The following is a 21,042-nucleotide window of genomic DNA, read 5'->3' as shown; positions in this document are numbered from 1 at the left end:
GAACTAGAAAGAGTTTTGAACGAATTTAATGGAAATGTAAAGGCTATTCTAATTTCATATAGTAATAGAGTTCGTAATCTGGCAGGAGTTCTGGGTGCAAGATTTTAATATGATCAGCCAGAAGTTTCTCCGGATTCACATTGCCCGATTCAAAATAGTCATTGGCTCCCTCCACATTCACTCTGGCCATATAAGAGTATACGTTTCCATTCTTAAATGCTTCAAATTCAGCATAGCGTTCATCTGCTTGCCGCAACTGATCCAACGAAGTGTAACTGGCTACTCCAATCCAATAATCTGCATTGTAACCACGCTCAAATACAGATTCAAAATCCATACTCAACCAACCAGCACTTTGATCTTCCTTCCACAAATAATCTCCGCCAGCTGTTCCTATGATGTTGGCTCCATAGTTCTCGCCTGCAGGCATAAACCAGGTGCCGCCATAAAGCGTACCTGTGATCACCGATGGCCGCTCTTTGCCCTTAACAAGCCGTGTCAATGAATCATAAATGGCGACCTTCCGATCAAAAACCTCTTTGGCTCTCTCCTCAGTACCTGTCAGTTGGCCCAAAAATTTGATCCATTCATATCGGCCTAAGAGTGATGTCTCCATATAGCCTGCATTCATCACCACCTTGACACCGAGTTCCTTTAATTTCTCTAGTTGGCGGTTTTCAGTCCCAGAACTAAAAGCAAGAACAATATCAGGGTTCAAATTCAATATACTTTCTATATCCAAGCTTCCATCAGGGCCAACTTCTTTTATGATTCCTTTTTTAACACTTTTCAATATCTCTGGTGAATAGATAAACTGAGTTTGTGCAAAACCAGTAAGTCTATCGGTCACACCCAACTCATCCATAAGCGCGAGTTGTGTGGTCAGGTTAGAAACAATAGTTTGTACTGGAGTCTTGATCTTAACTAAGGAAGCATCATTCTGATACTTTTCAGGAACGCTGTCGGTGTACAACAAATACTGAAGGGGTGCTTTACTACCCTGCCAAGGTTTGTCAATTGTAATCAACCGAATACCGTCCTGGTATTGGACATCAAATCTTTTGGCATACTGAATATTCGAAATGCTCTGATTATCGGATTGAGTCTTTTTGCTCTGCTCTGAAGAACAAGAGACCGCAAAAACAAGGCACAAAAAAAAGGACAGGTGTTTATTCATCGCGCAAATAAACACCTATCCTTTCAGAAATATAAAATTCTAAGCTTACAATCTGATCAAGGAAGCTCCAGCTTCCATGGTTGCATATTTTCTTATTGATTCGTAATCTTCGTTTGGCAAGTGGTCTATGGCTTTTCCTGTATTTGGAATTTTATGACCATTCTCCGCGTTCCACCATTCTCCAGCAAGTGATTTAGTTTCTTCATGATTTACATCAAAGTGTTTGATGCACGTATCACAAGTCATCCAAGTCTGATCCTTTTCTGCAGTTTTCTCAAAAATGATACCTCTCATTTTTGTGGCATTTTCATCTTTATCTTTAAAATGCTGTGTGGTATAAGACATGGTCTCCGGCTCAACCATCTTATGATCCCAATAAGTTTTACTTGTAACCACCTGAGAGGTAGTTAATGCATATCCTTCATTTCTTTCCATGTGCGACTTACACACGCTACATTGCGTAGCCTTCTTCCCTTTTTTTTCTTTTTTAAACAGCCCTAATAGTCCCATGATTGTTGAGTTTTGATCCTTGGTTTTTGATTATATCTCTTCTTAAGACGTGAAACATTCCATTCGGTTTCACATGTATAAGATGATCCTTGTGTTCATTTAGTTGCACAAAAGACAAAAATATTACGAAATAGTTTCTTTCGGCTTACTTGATTGCCCTAATAAAATTACGACAACAGTCACTTTTACACACCCTACTCCCCACTAACAACCGCTTATTCTAAACAAATAGCCAATATCAAGGATACCATCCCAATTATTAAATAATGTTTCTCATCCTCAATTATTTCTCTAGCTTTGCGGCAAATATTGGTTTTCGAAGGAAAGTCCTGAGAAATTAAAAGGGAATTCGGTGCTGTGCCATGCACAAACTCCGAAGCTGTTCCCGCAACTGTAATTCGAAGATGTCCTAGTGACATCATTTTTGATCTACCACAGCCACTGTCTGATCCTGACAACTATCAGGAGGATGGGAAGGCCGATCAGAAAGTTTCGAAAAGCCAGGAGACCTGCCAGTAGTTCAATTATTTATCTGAGCTTTCGGGAGAAAAGTGAAGTGAACTGCGGCATGCAACATGCCACTATTCCTTTTTTCAAACAAAGGCTCATAGTTTTTTAACCTTATAAAAATTACTATGAGAATTTTAAAAATTAATCTCAAACACTTTCTAGCCATTGGGCTATTTATTAAGACAGGATTGTCTATTGCACAAGAGCAAGAGGATCTTTCTACCTATACCATGGATGAATTTGTGGTAACAGGAACAAAATTCGAATTACCTGTAGAAAAATCAGGCAAAACCATCTACAAACTGACAGCCAAGGACATTGAGCAAAATGCAGGTAAGACTGTTTCGGATTTGCTCAATGAAGTACCCGGCATACAAATGGATGGGAATTTTGGTGCGCCTGGCACCAATATCAGCTACTATGTAAGAGGTGGTAGAAACAAAAATACTCTGATTTTGATAGACGGTGTGCCGTTGAATGACCCTTCTGGTATCGATGCTTCGTTCGACTTACGTTTTCTTCCAGTGAGCCAAATCGAATCTATTGAGGTACTCAAAGGTGGGTTGAGCACACTTTATGGAACAGGTGCTTCTGCAGCAGTCATTAGTATCAAGCTCAAAGAGGCGAATCAAGATGGTGTACACGGTCAGGTAGACTATAGCTACGGTTCATTTGATACGCAGCAGGCGTCTGCTAATGTAAACGGCAAACAAGACAAATTGAGCTTCATGGTAAGTGGTAGCTTGATGAAATCAGAAGGCTTTTCAGCGGCTTCGGATGAAAATGCATCGGCAACTTTCAACAAAGACGGCATGTCTCAAAAAAATGTCAATGTGAAGATAGGCTTAGAAGCCACAGAACAATTAAATATTGGAGTAAATGCGGCGTATGATGAGTTTTCTGCAGATTACGACGGTGGTGCATTTTTGGACGCAGATAATCAAAACAATGGCGAGCAATTCAGAATTGGATTCACTCCAAGCTACAAATATGGTGCAGGCCAAGTTAAATTGAATGTATTATTGAATTCAGGTTCAAGAGAATTCAAGAGCACTTATCCATCAAAATACAAGTCCAAAAACCTCCAAACGGAACTGACCCACGAACACCAATGGAATGACAATTTCAAGACTTTAATAGGTGTAAACGCACAAAAGCTCTCGGCTAAAGAAGTACTTGCGGATCCAAATGCTGAATATGATGATTTTACAATTGTTGATCCTTTTGCCTCTGTGTTTTTTGATCACAATTCTGGATTGAATGTTCATGCTGGTGTAAGGCTGAACACACATAGTGCGTATGACAATGAATTTATCTACAACATAAATCCTTCATTTCTACTACCAATAAATGGAGGTTTTTCAGTTAAATTTCTAGCTTCTATTTCTACTTCATACGTCACCCCGAGTCTTTATCAGTTGTACTCTTTTTATGGAAATAAAAATTTGTCTCCTGAGCGATCTACCAATTATGAAGGAGGTATTTCTTTTTACTTAGGAGATAACTTGACTTTAAATACTGTATACTTCAGAAGAGACGAAACGGATCCAATAATATTCAGCGGTGCTCTTGACGCTGGTGGAAATTGGGTGAGTTTTTACGATAACGGAACTGATGAACAAGTAGTCAAAGGACTTGAGCTTGATGCCAATTGGGCAATATCAAATCTTATTAGTTTGAACGCAAATTACAGCTATGTCACAACAGACGAACCAACCAATTTCTACAGAATACCAGCATACAAATTTGGTATTGGCTTGATTGTTTCTCCTATTGAAACAGTTGATATATCTGTTAAATATAATTTAACAGGAGAAAGAACTGTAGCCTATTGGGATTCGGCAACGTTCTCTTCAGTAGAAACCAAATTGGGATCTTTTGGACTTGTTGACCTTTTTGCCAATTACAAACTGATTAACAAAAAACTATCAGTCTATGGTGGAATCAATAATGTATTTGATACTGATTTCGTAGGTATCTATGGCTATACCACACGAGGCAGAACCATGACCATAGGTTTGAATTATACATTTTAAGTAAATAAACTGGCTGTTGGACTTTGTTTTAGCAACCCAACAGCCAGTCAATAAATCTCCATAAAATGAATATAGGATGTTCCTGGAGTGGTGGTAAAGACAGTTGTTTTGCATTGATGAAACAGCTGAATAAAGGCGACCAACTCAAAGTAGTCATGAACGTAATGGATGAAAACCAAGAATACTCCAAATCTCATGGATTGACCCAGGAGATTCTTCGAGCTCAGGCCAAAGCATTGTCTGTTCCCATTCAATTGACAGCAGCTTCCTGGTCAACGTATGAAGAAAACTTTATTTCCAATCTTCATCAAATCAAAAAGGATCATCACATCGAAGGCATGGTCTACGGAGATATTGACATCCAAAAGCACAGAGACTGGGAAGAGAAAGTTTCTGCGACAGCAGGGTTAGAAGCCTACCTCCCACTTTGGCAGGGTGACCGCAAAGAGATAGTAGAATCCATGATTGACGCAGGGATCAGGGCGATCATTGTTTCTTGCAATCACACTTTGGGATTGGATTTTTTAGGGCAAGAAATTACCCATGATTTGATTCCAAAGCTAGAAGCCAAAGGCGTAGATGTTTGTGGTGAGAATGGTGAGTTTCATACTTTAGTCGTGGATTGCCCGCTTTTTGATCAACCCATTCAAATAGAAAAAGGTGAAAGAGTGAAAACTGACAATTATTGTTTCATTGAAACTAAATTAGCCCAATGATCACTTATATCTCAGGTGGCGAACGATCTGGTAAATCTTCTTACGCTCAAAAGATGGCATTGGAGCTATCAGACAATCCCATTTATTTGGCTACAGCCAAAGCCTATGACGGCAACTTTGAGGAGCGAATCAAAAGACACCAAGCCGAACGAGATGAACGATGGACTAACATCGAAGAACGATTTGAATTGAGCGTTGTCCTGCCACCAGATCGAATTGTTGTAATAGACTGCGTCACCCTCTGGCTTTCTAATTTCTTTTCCAAAACCAAGGGCAAACGAGACGAAACACTGGAATTAGTTAAGGCAGAATTCGACAAACTAAAGGACTACAAAGGTCATTTGATATTTATCTCGAATGAGATAGGCATGGGCTCACATGCCGACACGCAGGTGGGAAGAGACTTTGTCGAAGTACAGGGCTGGATCAATCAGCATATTGCCAAGGCTGCCGACGAAGCGTATTTCATGGTATCAGGTTTACCACTAAAATTAAAATAATGATTGATTTCAATATCCCTCAACCAAATTCAGATCTCGACGCCGCAATCGATCATAAAATTGATTTCAAAACCAAACCCATCGGAGCACTGGGTCAATTAGAAAGCCTGGCCAAACAAATTTGCCAGATTCAAGAAACACTTTCACCCGAGTTGAAAAAACCAAGTCTTGTGGTATTTGCAGGAGACCATGGTCTGGCTAAAGAAGGTGTGAGTGCCTACCCGCAAGAAGTCACACATCAGATGGTGTTGAACTTCCTATCCGGTGGTGCGGCCATCAATGTATTCAGTCAACAGCATGGTATAGACTTGAAAATCGTCGATGCCGGGGTAAATTTTGATTTTGGTACCAAAAGCGATCTAATCAATGCTAAAATAGGTATGGGTACTGCCAATGCATTGAAAAATGCCGCTATGACAAAAGACCAACTCGACTTAGCCATTCAAAAGGGAGCCGAAATTGTGAATCAAATTCATGCTAGCGATTCAAACATAATTGGATTTGGTGAAATGGGAATCGGCAACACCTCCTCGGCTAGCTTGATTATGAGCCACATTTGCAATCTGCCCATCGATGAATGTGTCGGACGAGGAACGGGCATAAACGACACTGGCTATCAAAAGAAAATAGATATTCTGAGGCAAGTACAAGAAAAGCACTCCTCTATTTCAAACACAGCGGAATTGCTTCAAGCAGTCGGTGGCTTTGAAATAGCTATGATGACAGGTGCCATGCTACAAGCAGCAGCCAATCAAATGATCGTACTGGTGGATGGATTTATTTCTACTTCTGCCTATCTCTGCGCGCAATCCATTCATCCCAATATTCAACACTACGGCATATTCTGTCATCAATCTGATGAATCAGGACATCAGCTAATGCTTGAGTATTTAGGTGCAGAACCCATCCTACGGTTGAACCTTCGATTAGGCGAAGGTACAGGCTGTGCTCTGGCATTACCCCTTATTCAATCGGCGGTTGAATTTATGAATAAAATGGCCAGCTTTGAAAGTGCTGGAGTCTCAAACAAACATTAATCATGAAAAAAGAATGGTCCATTTTCCTTACTGCGGTCATGTTTTATACTCGCATCCCCTGTCCACGATGGGTGGATCATTCTGCTGATATGCTCAATAAGGCCACTCGATACTTTCCTTTGATTGGTTGGATCGTAGGTGGTTTTTCAGCGCTCATTTATTTGGGAAGTGTTTTGGTCTTGCCATTGAGTATAGCTGTGATACTGTCCATGATCAGCAGCATATTGCTCACAGGAGCCTTTCATGAAGATGGTTTTGCAGATGTTTGTGACGGATTTGGTGGTGGATGGACTAAGGAGAAAATTCTGACCATCATGAAAGATTCCGCCATTGGCGCTTATGGTGCATTGGGAATGATCATGATGCTCCTTTTCAAGTTTACTCTTCTATGGGAAATTGGCAACTCCAGAGGTGGTTTGAATGCCGCTATAGTAATATTGGCTGCGCATGCCATAAGCAGAGCCAATTCCGTTTTCATGATATTCACGGACGAATATGCCCGTGACAATGAAGACTCCAAAGCTAAGCCTGTAGCTAAAAAAATGAAATCAGACACTTTCCTAATTGCCATGATCATAGGATTACTCCCATTATTCTATTTCCAAAATCTATATTTTCTTATAACCATTCCTGTTCTTATTTTGGTTAAATTGTATCTTTCCAGCTATTTCAATAAATGGATAGATGGATACACAGGTGATTGTTTAGGCGCTGTTCAGCAAATTTCTGAAGTCGCCTTTTACCTATTGGTTCTACTACTATGGAAATTTACTTGATCAGGCACACCACTCCAAAAATCGCCAAAGGCATTTGTTACGGCCAAAGTGACCTTGAGCTTTCTTCTGACTTTGATAATGAAGCAGCGGTGGTACAACAGCTGATAGAAAAGCCCCTGGATTATATTTTTTCAAGTCCTTTGAAAAGATGCGCTCAACTGGCTGATTCATTCGATGTTCCAGTTCAAAGGGAACCCAGGTTAATGGAACTGAGCTTTGGGGATTGGGAAATGAAAAAGTGGAAAGACATCCCGCAGGCAGCACTCAATGAATGGATGGAAAACTACGTCACGCAAGCGCCACCTAAGGGTGAATCTTATAAAAAGCTAAAAGCCAGAATCGTAGAAATATTCAAGGGAATCATTTCTCAGAATAGATCATCAACTGGCATCATAACTCACGCCGGTCCAATTCGAGCGATTTTATCTCATGTTCTCAATCTTTCTCTTAAGGACACCTTTACACTAAAAATAGATTATGGAAGCGTTACTAAAATAAGTTTGGTTGAAGGTCAATTCACAGTAGATTATATTAATAAAAAATGAATAAGATTCCGTTAGCAATCAGTTGGAGTGGTGGCAAAGATTCAAGCATGATGCTACATCATTTGATGAATGATGATAAATACGAAATCGTGGAACTCCACACGGCCATTTCCAGCGAAACTGAGCGGGTTTCCATGCATGGTGTAAGCCAGGATCTCATACGGGCGCAAGCGGAATCCATTGGACTCCCCATACATTTCATTTCTATAGCCCCCGATTCGACCAATGCCAATTACGAAAAAGCTATAAACGTATATTATTCCAACCTCAAATCACTAGGCATCAATCACATTGGATTTGGTGATATTTTTCTGGAAGACCTCAAGGCATACAGAGATCAGATGCTTAGTAATAATGGTCTTAAAGGAATTTATCCATTATGGAAAAAGGAAACTATTGACCTTGCTCAATATTTCTTTATGAAAAATTTCAAAACCCTCATTTGCGCTGCAAAACAATCCCTATTTACTGAAAGTATCTGTGGCAAAGAATACTCGAAAGAAATGCTCCAGTCATTTGATCCAAAAGTAGACCCTTGCGGAGAAAATGGAGAGTTTCACTCTTACGCTTTTGATGGACCCATCTTCAAAAACCCCATTTCCCTAGATGTGAATGAAATAAAAGTACATACCTACGAGCATAAACTGGCGTCAGGAGAAGAAATAAAAACTTCTTTCGAGTTTGCAGATTTGACATTGGCTAAGCCAGTTGTTGTTTAATTACCTTGAGCATTTGAGTCGTGGCCTTGGTTACAGACATCTTGTTTTGCTGAACTTTCAGTTTCAATTCACTTTGAAGAGTATTGAGCTTGGACTTACCAGTCAACTCCATTAGAATGCCCAATTGCACCCTTTCTTCAAACCAGGACACATTCTGATTTGTTCTGTTTTGGTCGAAAAGGCCATTAGATGTCATTTCTTCCGTAAAGGATTGAATCATTTGCCATACAGAATCAAAACCGCTCTTTTCTAGTGCTGAACAGAGTTCCACTTTCGTGGACCATCCCGTATCGCTTGCTGCAAATAGATGCATAGCACTTAGTAGGTCCTTTTTTGATTGTTTGGCCAGTTTAGCCTGATCTCCATCTGACTTGTTGATGACAATACCATGAGCCATTTCCATGATACCCTTCTTGATCCCTTGCAAATCATCACCTGAACCCGGCTGAATCATAAGGAGAAAGAAATCAACCATATTATTGACTAGCGTTTCCGATTGCCCTACCCCTACCGTTTCAACAATGATTACATCATAACCTGCTGCTTCACAAAGTAGCACAGCTTCTCTGGTTCTATTGTTCACACCACCTAGGGCATTACCCGAAGCTGATGGACGTATAAAAGCATGCGGATTTCTGCTCAAATACTCCATTCGTGTTTTGTCACCCAGAATACTCCCGCCTGTTTTTTGGCTACTCGGATCAATGGCAAGTACAGCTACCTTTTTGCCCTGCTCAATCAGATTATTACCGAATCCTTCGATAAAACTTGATTTCCCAACGCCTGGTGTCCCAGTAATTCCAATACGCACTGAACTCAGCCTCGATTCAACAATTCGGTCTAATAATTCATTCGCTATTATTTGATCTTCCTTTCTTTTACTCTCCACTAAAGTTATCGCTTTAGCCAGAGCCACGTTGTTTTGTGCTTTAAGGCCATCCAAATAATAATTAAGTTCAAATCTTTTCATTAAAGCGTATTAGGTGAAAAATTAAAGATAGTAACGAAATAACTTGAGTTTCATAATTCTTAAATAATTAAGATTAGGATTACTTCTTATGGCTGGATTTCCTATGTTTATAGATATTTTGGAGCGTTTGGTCGATTAATAATTGAATTAATCAAAGATAGAGTTAGCTTTAATTTTGAAAAGAGAAAAAGGCTGGCAAATGTTCCGATTTATATATGACTCGAACATTTACTAATCTTAATAAACTGACATGTTTAAAAAATTCTGGTTAGAGACCATTTACGGATTATTTTTCATCCTTGCCTTAGCTTTCGTAGTAACGAGAGTGACAGCCTTCAATATTTTCGATGTATTTGACCCTATTGGTGCAGTATTCGAAGATATGGAAAGTACTGACATCGTGTTTTCACAATTGAGGGAAGACCCATTAGCCGAAGAAAATCTAGTGATTGTAAATATTGGAAATTTGCCCCGAGCAGGTATTGCAGACATGGTGAACATCATCAATTCCGCAGAACCAAGAGTGATAGGAATGGACATGTTGTTTAGAAATCCAAAAGAGGATACTCTTGGAGATTTAAAACTTTCCGATGCATTTTCCAGAGTTGAAAATCTTGTGATGTATAGCAAACTATTGGATATGGATGATGATGGTTTGTTTGATACATTGGAAGTCTCTTACCCTCCCTATTTTGCCTACGGTGAAACAGCTTTCACAAATTTCGTTACAGGAGCTGCCGATCAAGACGACCTAAAAATGTGTAGAAACTTTGCCGTGAGAGAATATGTAAATGGAGAGCCTGAACTGGCTTTTTCGGTAAAAATGGCACAGTACATGGATCCTGAAAAAGTAGAAAGGTTCTTGGCCAGAGGCAATGAAGTAGAAGACATCAACTATCGAGGCAATATTTTTGACTATGGCGATACCGCTTATCCTATCAGTTACTTTGCACTAGATTGGTATCAAGTTTTGGACATGGAGTTCGCACCTGAGCTGATCAAAGACAAAGCCGTCATATTTTGCTATTTAGGCAGTGAACTAGGAGATAGAAAAGCTTTGGATGATAAATACTTCACTCCACTCAACAAGAACTATGTAGGAAAAACTCACGCTGATATGTTTGGTGGAGTAGTCCATGCTAACGCCTTCTCTATGATTATGTCGGAAAACTACATTGACAAAATGGGGGAAGTGTATTCATACCTTATGGCATTAATATTGCTTTATTTGAACATCGTTGTGTTTTCTGTCATCTATAAAGTAGTACCCAGATGGTACGACGGACTAACCAAACTCACTCAATTAATTGAAGCAGCGGCGTTGTTTACATTGAATATTGTGATTTTCAACTACTTCAATTATAAGATTGATGTTACGTTATCTATCGTTGCCGTATTAATTGTAGGAGATGCACTGGAAGTCTTCTTTGGTGTGTTTGTCAATCTTTTCACAAAAGAAGGCAGAAAAGAACTGCGAGAAATAAAGAAATTGTAAATTTGTAATCTATAAATCTATAAATATCATGAGAACTAAATTATTCATAACATCTACTCTTCTGATATTCTTTCTAGTCAATACCAGCTACGGACAAAGTTTTGTTTTTAGAGTATTGGCCAGTAAAGGAGCCAATCAGGTGAAAAAAGCTCAATCAGGCGAAACTATTCCGCTGAAGACTGGAGCAACATTAATGTCAGGTGATGAGCTTATTGCTGCATCAGGCGCTTACATTGGATTAATGCATAAGTCGGGAAGAACCATCGAAGTAAGAAATCCAGGTGTAACTAAAATTACAGACTTAGAAACTAAATTGGCTAAGAACCAATCATCAGTTGCAAATAAATACGCTCAGTTCGTAATGAACAAGATGAACGAAGGCAGCGGAGATCTTAGCTCAAACTACAGACGCAATATGAAAGCTACTGGAGCCGTGGAGCGTGCGACTAGCAGTGCTGCCCTAAAGGTGATGCTGCCTAGCTCAGTAGATATCCTCAACCCAGAAGCTATCATTAGATGGGATGGTGCGGAAGAAGTTGAAAATGCGAACTATGTAGTGAGTATCAAAAACATTTTCGATGAAGAAATCTACAGTGCGGAAACTTCTGGCACTAGTATGAATATCAATTTTGAAGATGAAAATCTTGCGAACGAAAGACTTGTTATCTTAAATGTAAAAGTGAAAGACAATGACGAGATTAAGTCTGGCGATTATGGAATTAAAAGAATGTCTTCAGATGATGCTGCTTCTATCAATGAAAATCTAGAGGCTTTGAAGTCTGACTTATCAGATGACAGTCCATTGAACAACTTGATTTTTGCATCATTCTACGAGGAAAATAATTTAATCCTGGATGCAATGACGCAATACGAAAAAGCGCTGATCGCATCTCCTGACGTGGAAGACTTCAAAGTACTTTACGACGATTTCTTAATAAAGAATGGCTTGAAGTAAGAAATAGATTACTAGAAAATGAAGGTCATGTCATAAAGGCATGACCTTTTTTAATGCCCATAAAATCTTAGATTATCTATTTGCTCCGGCAAGCAAGTACATCACTGCCATTCGAACGGCCACACCATTTTCAACCTGATTCAAAATAATAGAGTGTTGTGAATCGGCCACATCACTGGTAATCTCCACTCCCCTGTTGATAGGCCCTGGGTGCATAATAACAATTTCTTTATCTAATCGGTCTAACAACTGCTTGTTCACTCCAAAGTAAAGAGAATATTCCCTCAATGATGGGAAGTATTTAATATGCTGCCTTTCCAGTTGTATTCTAAGAATATTAGCTACATCACACCACTGTAAGGCTTCAAATACATCTGTAACTACCTTAACACCCAATGAAGTAATGTATTTAGGCACTAACGTTGCTGGTCCACAAATCATTACTTCTGCACCTAGTTTTTGTAGAGCAAACACATTGGACAATGCCACTCGCGAATGAATAATGTCTCCAATGATTGCAATTTTCTTTCCAGCCAGATCACCAAGTTTTTCCCTCATTGAAAATGTATCCAGCAAGGCTTGTGTAGGGTGCTCGTGCGTACCATCACCCGCATTCACAATATTGGCATCAATGTGCTTCGAAAGGAAGTGCGGAGCTCCTGGAGAGGAATGCCTCATTACAATCATATCCACCTTCATGGCTAGAATATTGTTAACCGTATCTAGCAAGGTCTCTCCCTTTTTAACCGAACTTCCAGATGAGGAGAAGTTAATCACATCTGCAGAAAGCCTTTTCTCGGCCAATTCAAATGACAATTTAGTTCTCGTAGAATTTTCGAAAAAAACATTGGCTATGGTGATATCCCTCAGTGAAGGGACTTTTTTGATTGGCCTGTTAATAACGTCCTTGAAATTGTCAGCAGTCTCAAAAATCAACTGAATATCATCAGATGTTAAATCTTTGATACCCAATAAATGTTTGCTACTCAACTGACTCATTTTTCTGAATTATCTATCAACCAAATTTTATCTTCTTTTTTGCCTTGTTCGGTGAGTTCAACAAGGACTTTTTGTGACAATACAGTATTCACTTGTTTGCCTATATAATTTGCCTCTACCGGTATGTCTCGACTGTACACTCTATCGATTAGAGTCAAAAATTCTACTTTTGCAGGGCGCCCAAAAGCGCCCATAGCATCCATTGCAGACTTAACTGACCTTCCGGTATACAGCACATCATCTATTAAGACTACATTTTTATCTTCTATAATGAATGGAACTTTCGTTTCATTGGGTGCTAACAGCTCATCTCTCCTTCGAAAATCATCTCTATGAAAGGTGATATCCAAATAACCCAATGGTATAGTTTTTTTGACGACTTCTTCAAGTTTGGCTTTAATTCGCTCTGCGACATAAATACCTTTAGGTTGTAAACCTAGAAGTACTGTGTTTTCAAACTTATTGTGATTTTCAATTAATTGATAACAAAGACGGGAGATGGTAATACTCAGGTGATGGCTATTAAGAAGAAGTCTCTTTTGCATGTGTCTTTGATTACGCAAATATAGAAACTAGCCCATTACATATAAAAGTATTTGTTGCAGAAGATTTCAGATTATTGATATTGAACTTTATTGATATAAAATACTCGACGATTCAACTTCACATCTTTGTCTTTTAAATTCTTGATATGCTGAATACCAAAAGTGTAAAAATTTCCGTCAAACCACTTTTCTAACCCTTCCATTTCTTTGTCGTTGTTTCTAATCTCATCTGACTTGAAATGCAATTCAATCGGATCGAAACTTTTACCCTCGAGAATCTCATCATTTTGAATGATTTTTGAGCGGATTACATTTTCATAAACATATAACAATACAATCCGATCGTCTTCTACACTGATTTGAACATTGGGTTTCAAAGAGTAGCTTAGCAAATCATTGATTTCGAAGCTATTGTCCCACAACAACTCCCCCTTTTTACTAAAACCAACCACCACAGCATGAGTATACTTATATCCTATAAAGCTTGGGTTCGAAAAGCCGTCATTGCTCGAAAAACTATTGGATGCATAAAAATTGCTACTGCCATAATTGGAGTATTTCGGGTAGTATGCTTCACCAATCAAAATATATTCGTTCTCTCTTTCTACTATGTCGTTGATTAATAATCTGTAGTTAAATTTGACTTTTTGCCCCTTAATTTTCTTTCTTTCAATTTTTTCCTTGACTCTCTCTTCTCTTTTTGCTCTCATGTACGAGAAGAAATTCTCCAATTCAGCATAATCGAGGTATTTAATAAATTCTTGCTTACCTAGATTCAATTTTGCTACATACAGTCCCCTGGAAAATTCTGATTTCCTTTTTGAATATGTACCCGCAACATACTGCGTGCCATTGTCAAAACTGGTGGACACCCCATCTAATAAGCTTTTCTCATACTCCGTTTCAATGGTCTCCTTGTGAACCATCTCGCCTTTTTCAGTAAAAGTTTTGAGCGAAACTGTCACTTGCTTGTTTTGACCACTTTCACTCATTACAACAGTGAAATTGTTTGTCTTTTTGTCAGTCCTTATATCAATAATCGAACTGTTGTTATTGTAAATTCCGGGCATCACCTGAGGCCTAGGGTCATCTAAATCTATGACTGAAACAACTGGTTTCAAATTTGAATAGCCACCAAAAATCAGAGTATTTGATACTACTTCGAAATGACTTAATTCTAGGGCTATTGAAAGAGAAAGGTCATAGGATAGTATTTGATCTCCTTTCAGGTCTGCTTGATAAACAATCAGTTCGTCCAACTTATACTGCGTTTTACCAAAAAGAAGAAAAAAACCCTCATCACTGTAATCATACCCAAGAAAAACAGCTCCATAAGCTATGGATAGTGCTTTTTCCCATACTACATTGAGCGAACTATCCACTCCATACAACTCCCAGATAAAGCCTGATTCTGTCCTATTTCTTGTTTGCTTAACCACCAATAAGCCATTCTCTTTGGCTGAAACAATGATAAAATCTTCATCTTTAGTCCCTACTTCAAATTCAATCCTTTTTGGCTGAACTATGAATGACTCTTGTTCGGTAGTATCAATTTCTATGTCCTTTTTCTTTTTCTGTGCTAGGGCTGAAAATGGCATACTCAGCAATAAAAGAAATAATATATAAGTGTTTTTTTTCATCTCTTAATTCTTATATAAGTAAGGATTGTACAGGCCAATACCCTTATTGATTCTAGATTCATTTCTGTCCTAGAGACAAAACAATTTCAAATTCTTCCTTTTTTACTGGTTGAACAGAAAGTCTAGTATTGTTGACCAGCACCATTTCTTTTAGACGGCTTTCCTTCTTGATTTGTTCCAAAGTCACCTCCTGATCCAGTTTAAATTCCGGCACCAAATCCACTACCACCCATCGATCATCTGCTGTAGTTGGATCTGGATAGTGCTCATGGACAACTTTTGCTACTCCGATGACACACTTGTCATTTACGCTATGATAAAATAAGGCAAGGTCATCAACCTTCATATTCTTCATGTGCATTCGTGCTGCATAATTTCGCACGCCATCCCAATGGTCCTTTCCCAATTTCACAAAATCGTCCCAAGAATAAGTATTGGGTTCGGATTTGATTAACCAGTAATTCATAAATATTAGATCAATAATATATTGAAATTTAAATATTTATGAGACCAATGCAAACGGTCTAGTCTTGTATGCCGGGTAAATACTTTAGAATACTCATTTGATCAAAATCCAGACACTCATTGGCCAATTCTCGAAGCTGTGATTTACTTACACGATCCACTTTATCGAATACAACATCCAAGCCTTCAATTTTCCCATGATCAAGGATGCTTTTAGCCATCATTAGCATAAAGTTTTGATTGTTTTCTTCAGACATGGCCATCTGTCCTTTGATTTGATTTTTGGCAGTTTGAAGTTGTTTTGATCCCAACTCTTTCTCCATGAGTTTTTTTAATTCTTTCTGCACGAGCACTAAGGATCTATCCAAATTGGCAGGTTCTGTTGCGTAAAAAATAGAAAACAAACCTGTATCAGTAAAAGCCTGAAAGTTGGACTCAATGTTATAAACCATACCATGATTTTCTCGAAGACTTAAGTTCAATCTCGAATTCATCGCATGACCTCCCAAAATATTGTTTAAGACAAAAAATGGCACCTTTTGATCGGAATAAATATTGAAAGCCCTACACCCTACTCCTACATGAGCTTGGGAAATATCTCTTTTTTCACTTGCATTCAGAGGTTTATAGCCATTTACAAGCACCCGATCTCTTTGACAAGAAACACGATCTATTTGCAGGAGATTTTTTTCAACAATCTTTTTCAGTTTCTTTAATGAGTAATTTCCAACAGAAGAAAATACCATCCGTTGTGTATCCAGATTTTCACTTACAAAATCTAAAAAATCCGTTTGATGGAACGACTTTACACTCTCCTGAGTCCCAAGTATATTGTTTCCGAGTTGATGGCCATTAAAAACTAAAGTATCCAATTGATCCTGTATTGCATCCTCAGGACTATCAGCATACATAGACATCTCTTCCAGTATAACCTGACGTTCTTTATTAATCTGTGCATCTGGAAAAACAGAATTGAATGTAATATCTGTGAGTAGTTCTACCGCCTTATCCAAATGATTGTCTAACACGGCTGAATAAAAACAGATCTTTTCTTTTGTCGTATAAGCATTCAGTTCCCCGCCTAGTGACTCCAATCTATTGATGATATGAAAAGCTTTTCGACGCTGCGTACCTTTGAAAGCCATATGCTCCCAGAAATGAGCAATTCCTTGCTGATGTGCTCCTTCATCTCTACTGCCAATATCTAGCATCAACGCACAGTGGGCAATTTTTGTATTTGAAACTTGTCTATGAACTACCCTAATTCCATTGGGCAATTCCCACAACTCATAATCCATCATAAAACTCTATTCGAATTCACAAAGTTATACATTTTGATGGCCAGAAAAACCGGTTAATTAGAAATGTCAAATTAGTCACTAGAGAGTCTTTGAATCTTCAGAGAAATGTAATTTTTCTCCATTTCATTTTCAATGAGACCCAACCCTTCTTTATAAGCATCCAGCGCTTTTTCTTTCTTTTTAGCCATTTCAAATATGTAACCCTTTATTAGAAACAGCAGATAATAGTTACTTAAAAAACCTGTCTGCTCAATTTGTAGCAGTTCCTCCATTGCTATTTGCCAACCGCTTACCTGCGCCAACGGAACCAAACGATGGAGTTGCGCTACCGCAGATGGATAGCGAAGCATCATAGCGTCATACAATGCTAATATCTCTTTCCAATTTGTTTCTTCGAAAGATTTCGCAGCGCAATGAAGAGATGAAATTACAGCCTGAATATGGTATTCTGAATATACAGGTTCTTGGACAGCACGATTCAAAAAATAGTGACCGGTCTGAATCATTTCTTGATCCCAGGTTGAACGATCCTGGTCTTCCAACGAAACAATAAAACCACCTTCTGACATTCGCGAGTCAGATCTTGCCAAATGAAAATACATCAATGCCTCTAGCGCATTGGTTTCAGGTAAGTTTCCGATTTCGGCGTCTAGAAGCAATTTGTTTAGTCTAAGTGCTTCAATACATAAATCTACATTCAATATTTTCTTCCCAGAACTTGGCTTATACCCTTCATTAAACAATAGATATATCACTTTTAATACTACGGTAAGCCGATCCTTCAATTCATTGGGCGAGGGTAATTCAAATTGAGCATGCTCTTCAATGAGTTTTTGCCTGGAACGAGTATATGATTTTGCCACAGCTGCTTCGGATTTTAATAGGCAAGCAGCAATTTCTTTCACACCCAACCCGCAAAGCACTTTTAAAGCCAAAATGATCTGATGCTCTATGTTGAGTTTTGGGTGACAACATGCAAAAAGCATCTTGAGCAATTCATCTTTCAACACGTCATCTGGGTTGATGTCAGATTCGAAAGAGGCTTCCTGTAAGTCCAGATGACTATCTTCTGTGTAATCTTGTTTTGACAATCTCCTGAGTTGGTCAATCATCTGATTGTTGGACACTCGATATATCCATCCTGCGGGGTTAGTGGGCACTTCACTGTATGGCCAGGTTTGCATCGCCTTGTACATGGCTTCTTGCACTACGTCTTCAGCCAATGTCAAATGACTTGCCCCATATTTGCTGACCAGGAGAGATACAATTTTTCCGTATTCATTTCGGAAAAGATGATCTACAATTTGTGCTGTAGAGAATTTTTCCAAAGCGTATGATTAGTCGTATAAAATCGAAATTCGAACAGAATAGGAATCTTAATCAGCTTTAACATCTGAATAAGACAATTGGTAGCTTGTATGGCCAAATCCCTCACTATCCAAAGCCTGATCTATCACCACCCAGGCCTCATCAACAACAGGTTTGTTTTGAGTGATTATGCTATGTCCTGCACTCGAAGAAAGATAAAAACTAAGAGAATATAAGGCAGTTGAAGGATATGGGAATTCGGAAACAAAAGAAACATCAAATATCTTCTTCGAGGATTGCTTTGAAATAGTTATAAAACCTTCAGACTCTTTGAACCCTAACTTGGAAGAAGTGACATATGTAATGCTGATATCGTGAGTAGAATTATTATTTATCAAAAAATCAGCTGTATTTTCCTTTTTATCTATAGCAGGAGAATTTAATTCCTCTTGCTGGCAAGCCATGAAGAGAAACATTGACGTAAAAATCAGACAAGTCAAAAGTTGCTTCATAACGGATTATACATTTAAAGGATACTATTAAAGTTAACCATATTTATCTCAATTTGGAATAGTACACCTGGGAAACAAGAAAGGGTCAATTACTCTCAACCCTTAATTGCAGCTTCCTAACCGAGTTACATTTCCATTTTCATAATTTCTCTCACCTCCACAGATCCTCCATCTTCATAAATCGGACATCCTTTAGAAATTTCGACTGCGCCATCAAGTGTATCTGATTTGACAATCAAATATCCTCCGACCATTTCTTTGCCTTCTGCATAAGCTCCGTCTGTGATCAATGCTCCAGCATTACGAACTACCTTACCTTCTTTCTGAAGAGGTTCTCCTGCTATTAGTTTATTGTCCTCAGCCAATCCTTGCATCCAAACACTCCATTTGGCCATATGCGCCTGCATTTCCTCTGGTGTTTGATCTGAACCTGACTCGTCATTTCTAAAGATGAATAAATAATCTTTCATGTGTTTTATGTTTTAGTTTATAAATTATTAGATTCTAACCAAGTAATCAAGGGATTCATATAATGTTCATCCCATCCTCGTTTGATATTATCATAAGAGTTATCTGGTATAGCTGTATGAACTAATGATATGACCAGACTGCTTGGCCCTTGCTTCCATTCAAAAGATACGTTCGAGTAATTCTCCCAACTTTTTTCTTTCCATTGCTGTATCAGAGTATGTCGAGTCACTATTTTATTCACCCCTTCGATACTACCTCCCCATAACGAAAATCTTGCCCCTTCCTCTTCACTCATTACAGCTGGTGCGCCTGACCATTGACTTACTTTGGACTGGTTAGTTAGTGCTTCATATAACAATTGTTCACTTACTTTGACCTCATATTGTTTTTCAAATCGCCTCATATCTTCACTGTTTTGATAAGAAGACGAATAGAGATTACGCATTCGGACAGAAATCAGAAAAATTATTTTTCATATAAATAATCAATCGAAAGAAGCACTAGATTTACCGTACCAAATAGCTTCGTCTATTTCTTTAATTAAACAACATTACCATGAAGTATTTACCCATTGGGAAAGATCTTTTTATCTCTAATCGGAAAAAATTTAACGCACGACTTAAGTCCAAGTCAATCGCTGTCTTCAATTCGAGTGATATAATGCCAACTTCGGCAGACGGTACCATGCCATTCAAACAAGACGCCAATTTGTTTTATTTGTCAGGGATAGATCAGGAAGAGTCAATACTCATATTAGCCCCTGATTTTCCAGATGAAAGATTTCGAGAAGTGTTATTTCTTAGAGAAACTAATGAGGAGATCGCTGTTTGGGAAGGACATAAATACACAAAAGAAGAAGCTGCAGCTACTTCTGGTGTTAATACTGTAAAATGGCTGAATGAATTTGAATCTATTCTCAACACGATTCTAGCAGAAACTGATCACATCTATTTAGATTCAAACGAACACATCCGTAATGGCACACAGGTCGAAACAAGGACCGATCGATTTGTGAAATGGTGTCAAAAAAATTATCCACTGCATGAATATCAGCGTATCGCACCGATCATATATGACCTTCGGTGTGTGAAAGAACAAAGAGAAATCGAAATGATTCAACATGCCTGTGACATTACAGAAATCGGATTTAGACGAATATTAGAATTTACAAAACCTGGTGTTTGGGAATATGAGTTGGAAGCAGAATTGTCATATGAATTTTTACGTAATCGAGCCAGTCGATTTGCTTATGACCCTATCATAGCATCTGGAGGCAATTCATGTGTATTGCATTACATTGAAAACAATCAGCAATGTAAAGACGGTGATATTATCTTATTTGATGTAGGCGCCGAATATGCCAACTACAATGCGGATATGACTCGAGTAATTCCTGTGAATGGTAGATTCAGCAAGAGACAGCGACAGGTATACGATGCGGTGCTCAGAGTGAAAAATGAAGCTACAGAACTACTGAAACCAGGCAATGCAATTCCCGAATACCATAATGCAGTAGGTGAAATCATGGAAAGAGAACTTCTTACATTAGGACTGATCACTAAATCTGATATTGAAAAACAGGATCCAGATTGGCCGGCTTACAAAAAATATTTCATGCATGGTACTTCTCACCATTTAGGATTAAATGTACATGATGTTGCAAGCATTTATAAGAAGTTTGAACCTGGAATGGTTTTCACTGTTGAGCCAGGTATTTACATTCCTGAAGAGAATATCGGCATCAGATTAGAAGACAATATTGTGATCACGAAAGATGGGCACGACAATTTGATGAAAAACATTCCTATTCATGCCGAAGAAATAGAAAGTTTAATGCACGCGTAATAGACCAAAA

22 protein-coding genes and 1 riboswitch are annotated in these 21,042 nt (G+C 38.5%); of the genes, 10 read left to right on the top strand and 12 right to left on the bottom strand.

Translation table 11 applies throughout. The features are described from left to right. Positions 1 to 43 precede the first annotated feature (43 nt). Complete coding sequence (locus tag ACOQO5_RS08275; RefSeq protein WP_420581219.1) at positions 44 to 1,177, bottom strand: ABC transporter substrate-binding protein; 1,134 nt, start codon at positions 1,175 to 1,177, stop codon at positions 44 to 46. 45 nt (positions 1,178 to 1,222) lie between these two features. Beyond that, a complete protein-coding gene (locus tag ACOQO5_RS08270; RefSeq protein ID WP_420581218.1) occupies positions 1,223 to 1,687 on the bottom strand; it encodes a hypothetical protein in 465 nt (154 codons plus the stop codon). Positions 1,688 to 1,980: 293 nt separating this feature from the next. Next, positions 1,981 to 2,219: riboswitch (cobalamin riboswitch) on the top strand. 103 nt (positions 2,220 to 2,322) lie between these two features. Here ACOQO5_RS08270 and ACOQO5_RS08265 point away from each other — a divergent pair. The 7 genes from ACOQO5_RS08265 (at position 2,323) to ACOQO5_RS08235 (ending at position 8,526) form a co-directional block, all read left to right on the top strand. Continuing rightward, complete coding sequence (locus ACOQO5_RS08265; RefSeq protein WP_420581217.1) at positions 2,323 to 4,233, top strand: TonB-dependent receptor plug domain-containing protein; 1,911 nt, start codon at positions 2,323 to 2,325, stop codon at positions 4,231 to 4,233. A gap of 65 nt (positions 4,234 to 4,298) precedes the next feature. After that, a complete protein-coding gene (locus tag ACOQO5_RS08260) occupies positions 4,299 to 4,949 on the top strand; it encodes a diphthine--ammonia ligase (protein WP_420581216.1) in 651 nt (216 codons plus the stop codon). Continuing rightward, positions 4,946 to 5,449, top strand: coding sequence for a bifunctional adenosylcobinamide kinase/adenosylcobinamide-phosphate guanylyltransferase (locus ACOQO5_RS08255; RefSeq protein ID WP_420581215.1), 504 nt, complete (start codon positions 4,946 to 4,948; stop codon positions 5,447 to 5,449). Before ACOQO5_RS08260 ends, ACOQO5_RS08255 begins: the two co-directional genes overlap by 4 nt. Beyond that, a complete protein-coding gene (gene cobT / locus ACOQO5_RS08250; protein ID WP_420581214.1) occupies positions 5,449 to 6,486 on the top strand; it encodes a nicotinate-nucleotide--dimethylbenzimidazole phosphoribosyltransferase in 1,038 nt (345 codons plus the stop codon). The genes ACOQO5_RS08255 and cobT overlap by 1 nt, the downstream gene beginning before the upstream one ends. 2 nt (positions 6,487 to 6,488) lie before the next feature. Continuing rightward, positions 6,489 to 7,262, top strand: coding sequence for an adenosylcobinamide-GDP ribazoletransferase (locus tag ACOQO5_RS08245; RefSeq protein WP_420581213.1), 774 nt, complete (start codon positions 6,489 to 6,491; stop codon positions 7,260 to 7,262). Continuing rightward, entirely contained in the window at positions 7,247 to 7,807 is a 561-nt protein-coding gene (gene cobC, locus ACOQO5_RS08240) for an alpha-ribazole phosphatase (RefSeq protein WP_420581212.1), read from the top strand. The genes ACOQO5_RS08245 and cobC overlap by 16 nt, the downstream gene beginning before the upstream one ends. Next, positions 7,804 to 8,526, top strand: a complete 723-nt coding sequence (locus tag ACOQO5_RS08235) for a diphthine--ammonia ligase (RefSeq protein WP_420581211.1) — start codon at positions 7,804 to 7,806, stop codon at positions 8,524 to 8,526. The genes cobC and ACOQO5_RS08235 overlap by 4 nt, the downstream gene beginning before the upstream one ends. Here the strand turns inward: ACOQO5_RS08235 and meaB are convergent. Next, complete coding sequence (gene meaB, locus ACOQO5_RS08230; protein ID WP_420581210.1) at positions 8,507 to 9,496, bottom strand: methylmalonyl Co-A mutase-associated GTPase MeaB; 990 nt, start codon at positions 9,494 to 9,496, stop codon at positions 8,507 to 8,509. The genes ACOQO5_RS08235 and meaB overlap by 20 nt on opposite strands. A gap of 250 nt (positions 9,497 to 9,746) precedes the next feature. On the opposite strand from meaB, the gene ACOQO5_RS08225 reads away from it, so the two are divergent. Both ACOQO5_RS08225 and ACOQO5_RS08220 read left to right on the top strand, forming a co-directional pair. Then, on the top strand, positions 9,747 to 10,991 hold the full coding sequence (locus tag ACOQO5_RS08225) for a CHASE2 domain-containing protein (protein WP_420581209.1): 1,245 nt from the start codon (positions 9,747 to 9,749) through the stop codon (positions 10,989 to 10,991). 28 nt (positions 10,992 to 11,019) lie between these two features. After that, the gene (locus ACOQO5_RS08220) at positions 11,020 to 11,946 is read left to right on the top strand and encodes a hypothetical protein (RefSeq protein WP_420581208.1); all 927 of its coding nucleotides are present in this window, start codon (positions 11,020 to 11,022) and stop codon (positions 11,944 to 11,946) included. 72 nt (positions 11,947 to 12,018) lie between these two features. Here the strand turns inward: ACOQO5_RS08220 and ACOQO5_RS08215 are convergent, their stop codons facing one another. The 9 genes from ACOQO5_RS08215 to ACOQO5_RS08175 all read right to left on the bottom strand — a co-directional run bounded on the left by ACOQO5_RS08215 (position 12,019) and on the right by ACOQO5_RS08175 (position 19,590). Beyond that, positions 12,019 to 12,945, bottom strand: coding sequence for an aspartate carbamoyltransferase catalytic subunit (locus tag ACOQO5_RS08215; protein ID WP_318172270.1), 927 nt, complete (start codon positions 12,943 to 12,945; stop codon positions 12,019 to 12,021). Further along, positions 12,942 to 13,490: a bifunctional pyr operon transcriptional regulator/uracil phosphoribosyltransferase PyrR gene (gene pyrR, locus ACOQO5_RS08210; protein WP_420581207.1), complete on the bottom strand. Its 549-nt coding sequence runs from the start codon at positions 13,488 to 13,490 to the stop codon at positions 12,942 to 12,944. Before pyrR ends, ACOQO5_RS08215 begins: the two co-directional genes overlap by 4 nt. A 71-nt stretch (positions 13,491 to 13,561) precedes the next feature. Then, the gene (locus ACOQO5_RS08205; RefSeq protein ID WP_420581206.1) at positions 13,562 to 15,130 is read right to left on the bottom strand and encodes a hypothetical protein; all 1,569 of its coding nucleotides are present in this window, start codon (positions 15,128 to 15,130) and stop codon (positions 13,562 to 13,564) included. A gap of 58 nt (positions 15,131 to 15,188) precedes the next feature. Next, positions 15,189 to 15,596, bottom strand: coding sequence for an EVE domain-containing protein (locus tag ACOQO5_RS08200; RefSeq protein ID WP_420581205.1), 408 nt, complete (start codon positions 15,594 to 15,596; stop codon positions 15,189 to 15,191). 58 nt (positions 15,597 to 15,654) lie between these two features. Beyond that, a complete protein-coding gene (locus ACOQO5_RS08195) occupies positions 15,655 to 16,896 on the bottom strand; it encodes a M16 family metallopeptidase (protein WP_420581204.1) in 1,242 nt (413 codons plus the stop codon). A 71-nt stretch (positions 16,897 to 16,967) separates the two neighbouring features. Beyond that, positions 16,968 to 18,224 carry an RNA polymerase sigma factor gene (locus ACOQO5_RS08190; protein WP_420581203.1) on the bottom strand — a complete coding sequence of 419 codons (1,257 nt, stop codon included), beginning with the start codon at positions 18,222 to 18,224 and terminating at the stop codon, positions 16,968 to 16,970. A 48-nt stretch (positions 18,225 to 18,272) separates the two neighbouring features. Next, positions 18,273 to 18,716, bottom strand: a complete 444-nt coding sequence (locus ACOQO5_RS08185) for a hypothetical protein (protein WP_420581202.1) — start codon at positions 18,714 to 18,716, stop codon at positions 18,273 to 18,275. A 125-nt stretch (positions 18,717 to 18,841) separates the two neighbouring features. Next, positions 18,842 to 19,186 (bottom strand): YciI family protein, encoded by a 345-nt coding sequence (locus ACOQO5_RS08180; RefSeq protein ID WP_420581201.1) that lies wholly within the window; start codon positions 19,184 to 19,186, stop codon positions 18,842 to 18,844. A gap of 17 nt (positions 19,187 to 19,203) precedes the next feature. Continuing rightward, positions 19,204 to 19,590, bottom strand: a complete 387-nt coding sequence (locus ACOQO5_RS08175) for an SRPBCC domain-containing protein (protein WP_420581200.1) — start codon at positions 19,588 to 19,590, stop codon at positions 19,204 to 19,206. 152 nt (positions 19,591 to 19,742) lie between these two features. Here ACOQO5_RS08175 and ACOQO5_RS08170 point away from each other — a divergent pair, with 152 nt between their 5' ends. Then, positions 19,743 to 21,032: an aminopeptidase P family protein gene (locus ACOQO5_RS08170; RefSeq protein ID WP_420581199.1), complete on the top strand. Its 1,290-nt coding sequence runs from the start codon at positions 19,743 to 19,745 to the stop codon at positions 21,030 to 21,032. The last annotated feature ends 10 nt before the right edge of the window (positions 21,033 to 21,042 follow it).

The sequence above is a fragment of the Reichenbachiella sp. genome, from assembly GCF_965223055.1.
In the GTDB taxonomy this organism is placed as follows: domain Bacteria; phylum Bacteroidota; class Bacteroidia; order Cytophagales; family Cyclobacteriaceae; genus Reichenbachiella.
This window is presented reverse-complemented; position numbering and strand designations above follow the sequence as displayed.

Bases quoted from the DNA above. Each gene is read 5' to 3' on its own strand.
- ACOQO5_RS08275 (WP_420581219.1), bottom strand. From the start codon at position 1,177: ATGAATAAACACCTGTCCTTTTTTTTGTGCCTTGTTTTTGCGGTCTCT.
- ACOQO5_RS08270 (WP_420581218.1), bottom strand. From the start codon at position 1,687: ATGGGACTATTAGGGCTGTTTAAAAAAGAAAAAAAAGGGAAGAAGGCT.
- ACOQO5_RS08265 (WP_420581217.1), top strand. From the start codon at position 2,323: ATGAGAATTTTAAAAATTAATCTCAAACACTTTCTAGCCATTGGGCTA.
- ACOQO5_RS08260 (WP_420581216.1), top strand. From the start codon at position 4,299: ATGAATATAGGATGTTCCTGGAGTGGTGGTAAAGACAGTTGTTTTGCA.
- ACOQO5_RS08255 (WP_420581215.1), top strand. From the start codon at position 4,946: ATGATCACTTATATCTCAGGTGGCGAACGATCTGGTAAATCTTCTTAC.
- cobT (WP_420581214.1), top strand. From the start codon at position 5,449: ATGATTGATTTCAATATCCCTCAACCAAATTCAGATCTCGACGCCGCA.
- ACOQO5_RS08245 (WP_420581213.1), top strand. From the start codon at position 6,489: ATGAAAAAAGAATGGTCCATTTTCCTTACTGCGGTCATGTTTTATACT.
- cobC (WP_420581212.1), top strand. From the start codon at position 7,247: ATGGAAATTTACTTGATCAGGCACACCACTCCAAAAATCGCCAAAGGC.
- ACOQO5_RS08235 (WP_420581211.1), top strand. From the start codon at position 7,804: ATGAATAAGATTCCGTTAGCAATCAGTTGGAGTGGTGGCAAAGATTCA.
- meaB (WP_420581210.1), bottom strand. From the start codon at position 9,496: ATGAAAAGATTTGAACTTAATTATTATTTGGATGGCCTTAAAGCACAA.
- ACOQO5_RS08225 (WP_420581209.1), top strand. From the start codon at position 9,747: ATGTTTAAAAAATTCTGGTTAGAGACCATTTACGGATTATTTTTCATC.
- ACOQO5_RS08220 (WP_420581208.1), top strand. From the start codon at position 11,020: ATGAGAACTAAATTATTCATAACATCTACTCTTCTGATATTCTTTCTA.
- ACOQO5_RS08215 (WP_318172270.1), bottom strand. From the start codon at position 12,945: ATGAGTCAGTTGAGTAGCAAACATTTATTGGGTATCAAAGATTTAACA.
- pyrR (WP_420581207.1), bottom strand. From the start codon at position 13,490: ATGCAAAAGAGACTTCTTCTTAATAGCCATCACCTGAGTATTACCATC.
- ACOQO5_RS08205 (WP_420581206.1), bottom strand. From the start codon at position 15,130: ATGAAAAAAAACACTTATATATTATTTCTTTTATTGCTGAGTATGCCA.
- ACOQO5_RS08200 (WP_420581205.1), bottom strand. From the start codon at position 15,596: ATGAATTACTGGTTAATCAAATCCGAACCCAATACTTATTCTTGGGAC.
- ACOQO5_RS08195 (WP_420581204.1), bottom strand. From the start codon at position 16,896: ATGATGGATTATGAGTTGTGGGAATTGCCCAATGGAATTAGGGTAGTT.
- ACOQO5_RS08185 (WP_420581202.1), bottom strand. From the start codon at position 18,716: ATGAAGCAACTTTTGACTTGTCTGATTTTTACGTCAATGTTTCTCTTC.
- ACOQO5_RS08180 (WP_420581201.1), bottom strand. From the start codon at position 19,186: ATGAAAGATTATTTATTCATCTTTAGAAATGACGAGTCAGGTTCAGAT.
- ACOQO5_RS08175 (WP_420581200.1), bottom strand. From the start codon at position 19,590: ATGAGGCGATTTGAAAAACAATATGAGGTCAAAGTAAGTGAACAATTG.
- ACOQO5_RS08170 (WP_420581199.1), top strand. From the start codon at position 19,743: ATGAAGTATTTACCCATTGGGAAAGATCTTTTTATCTCTAATCGGAAA.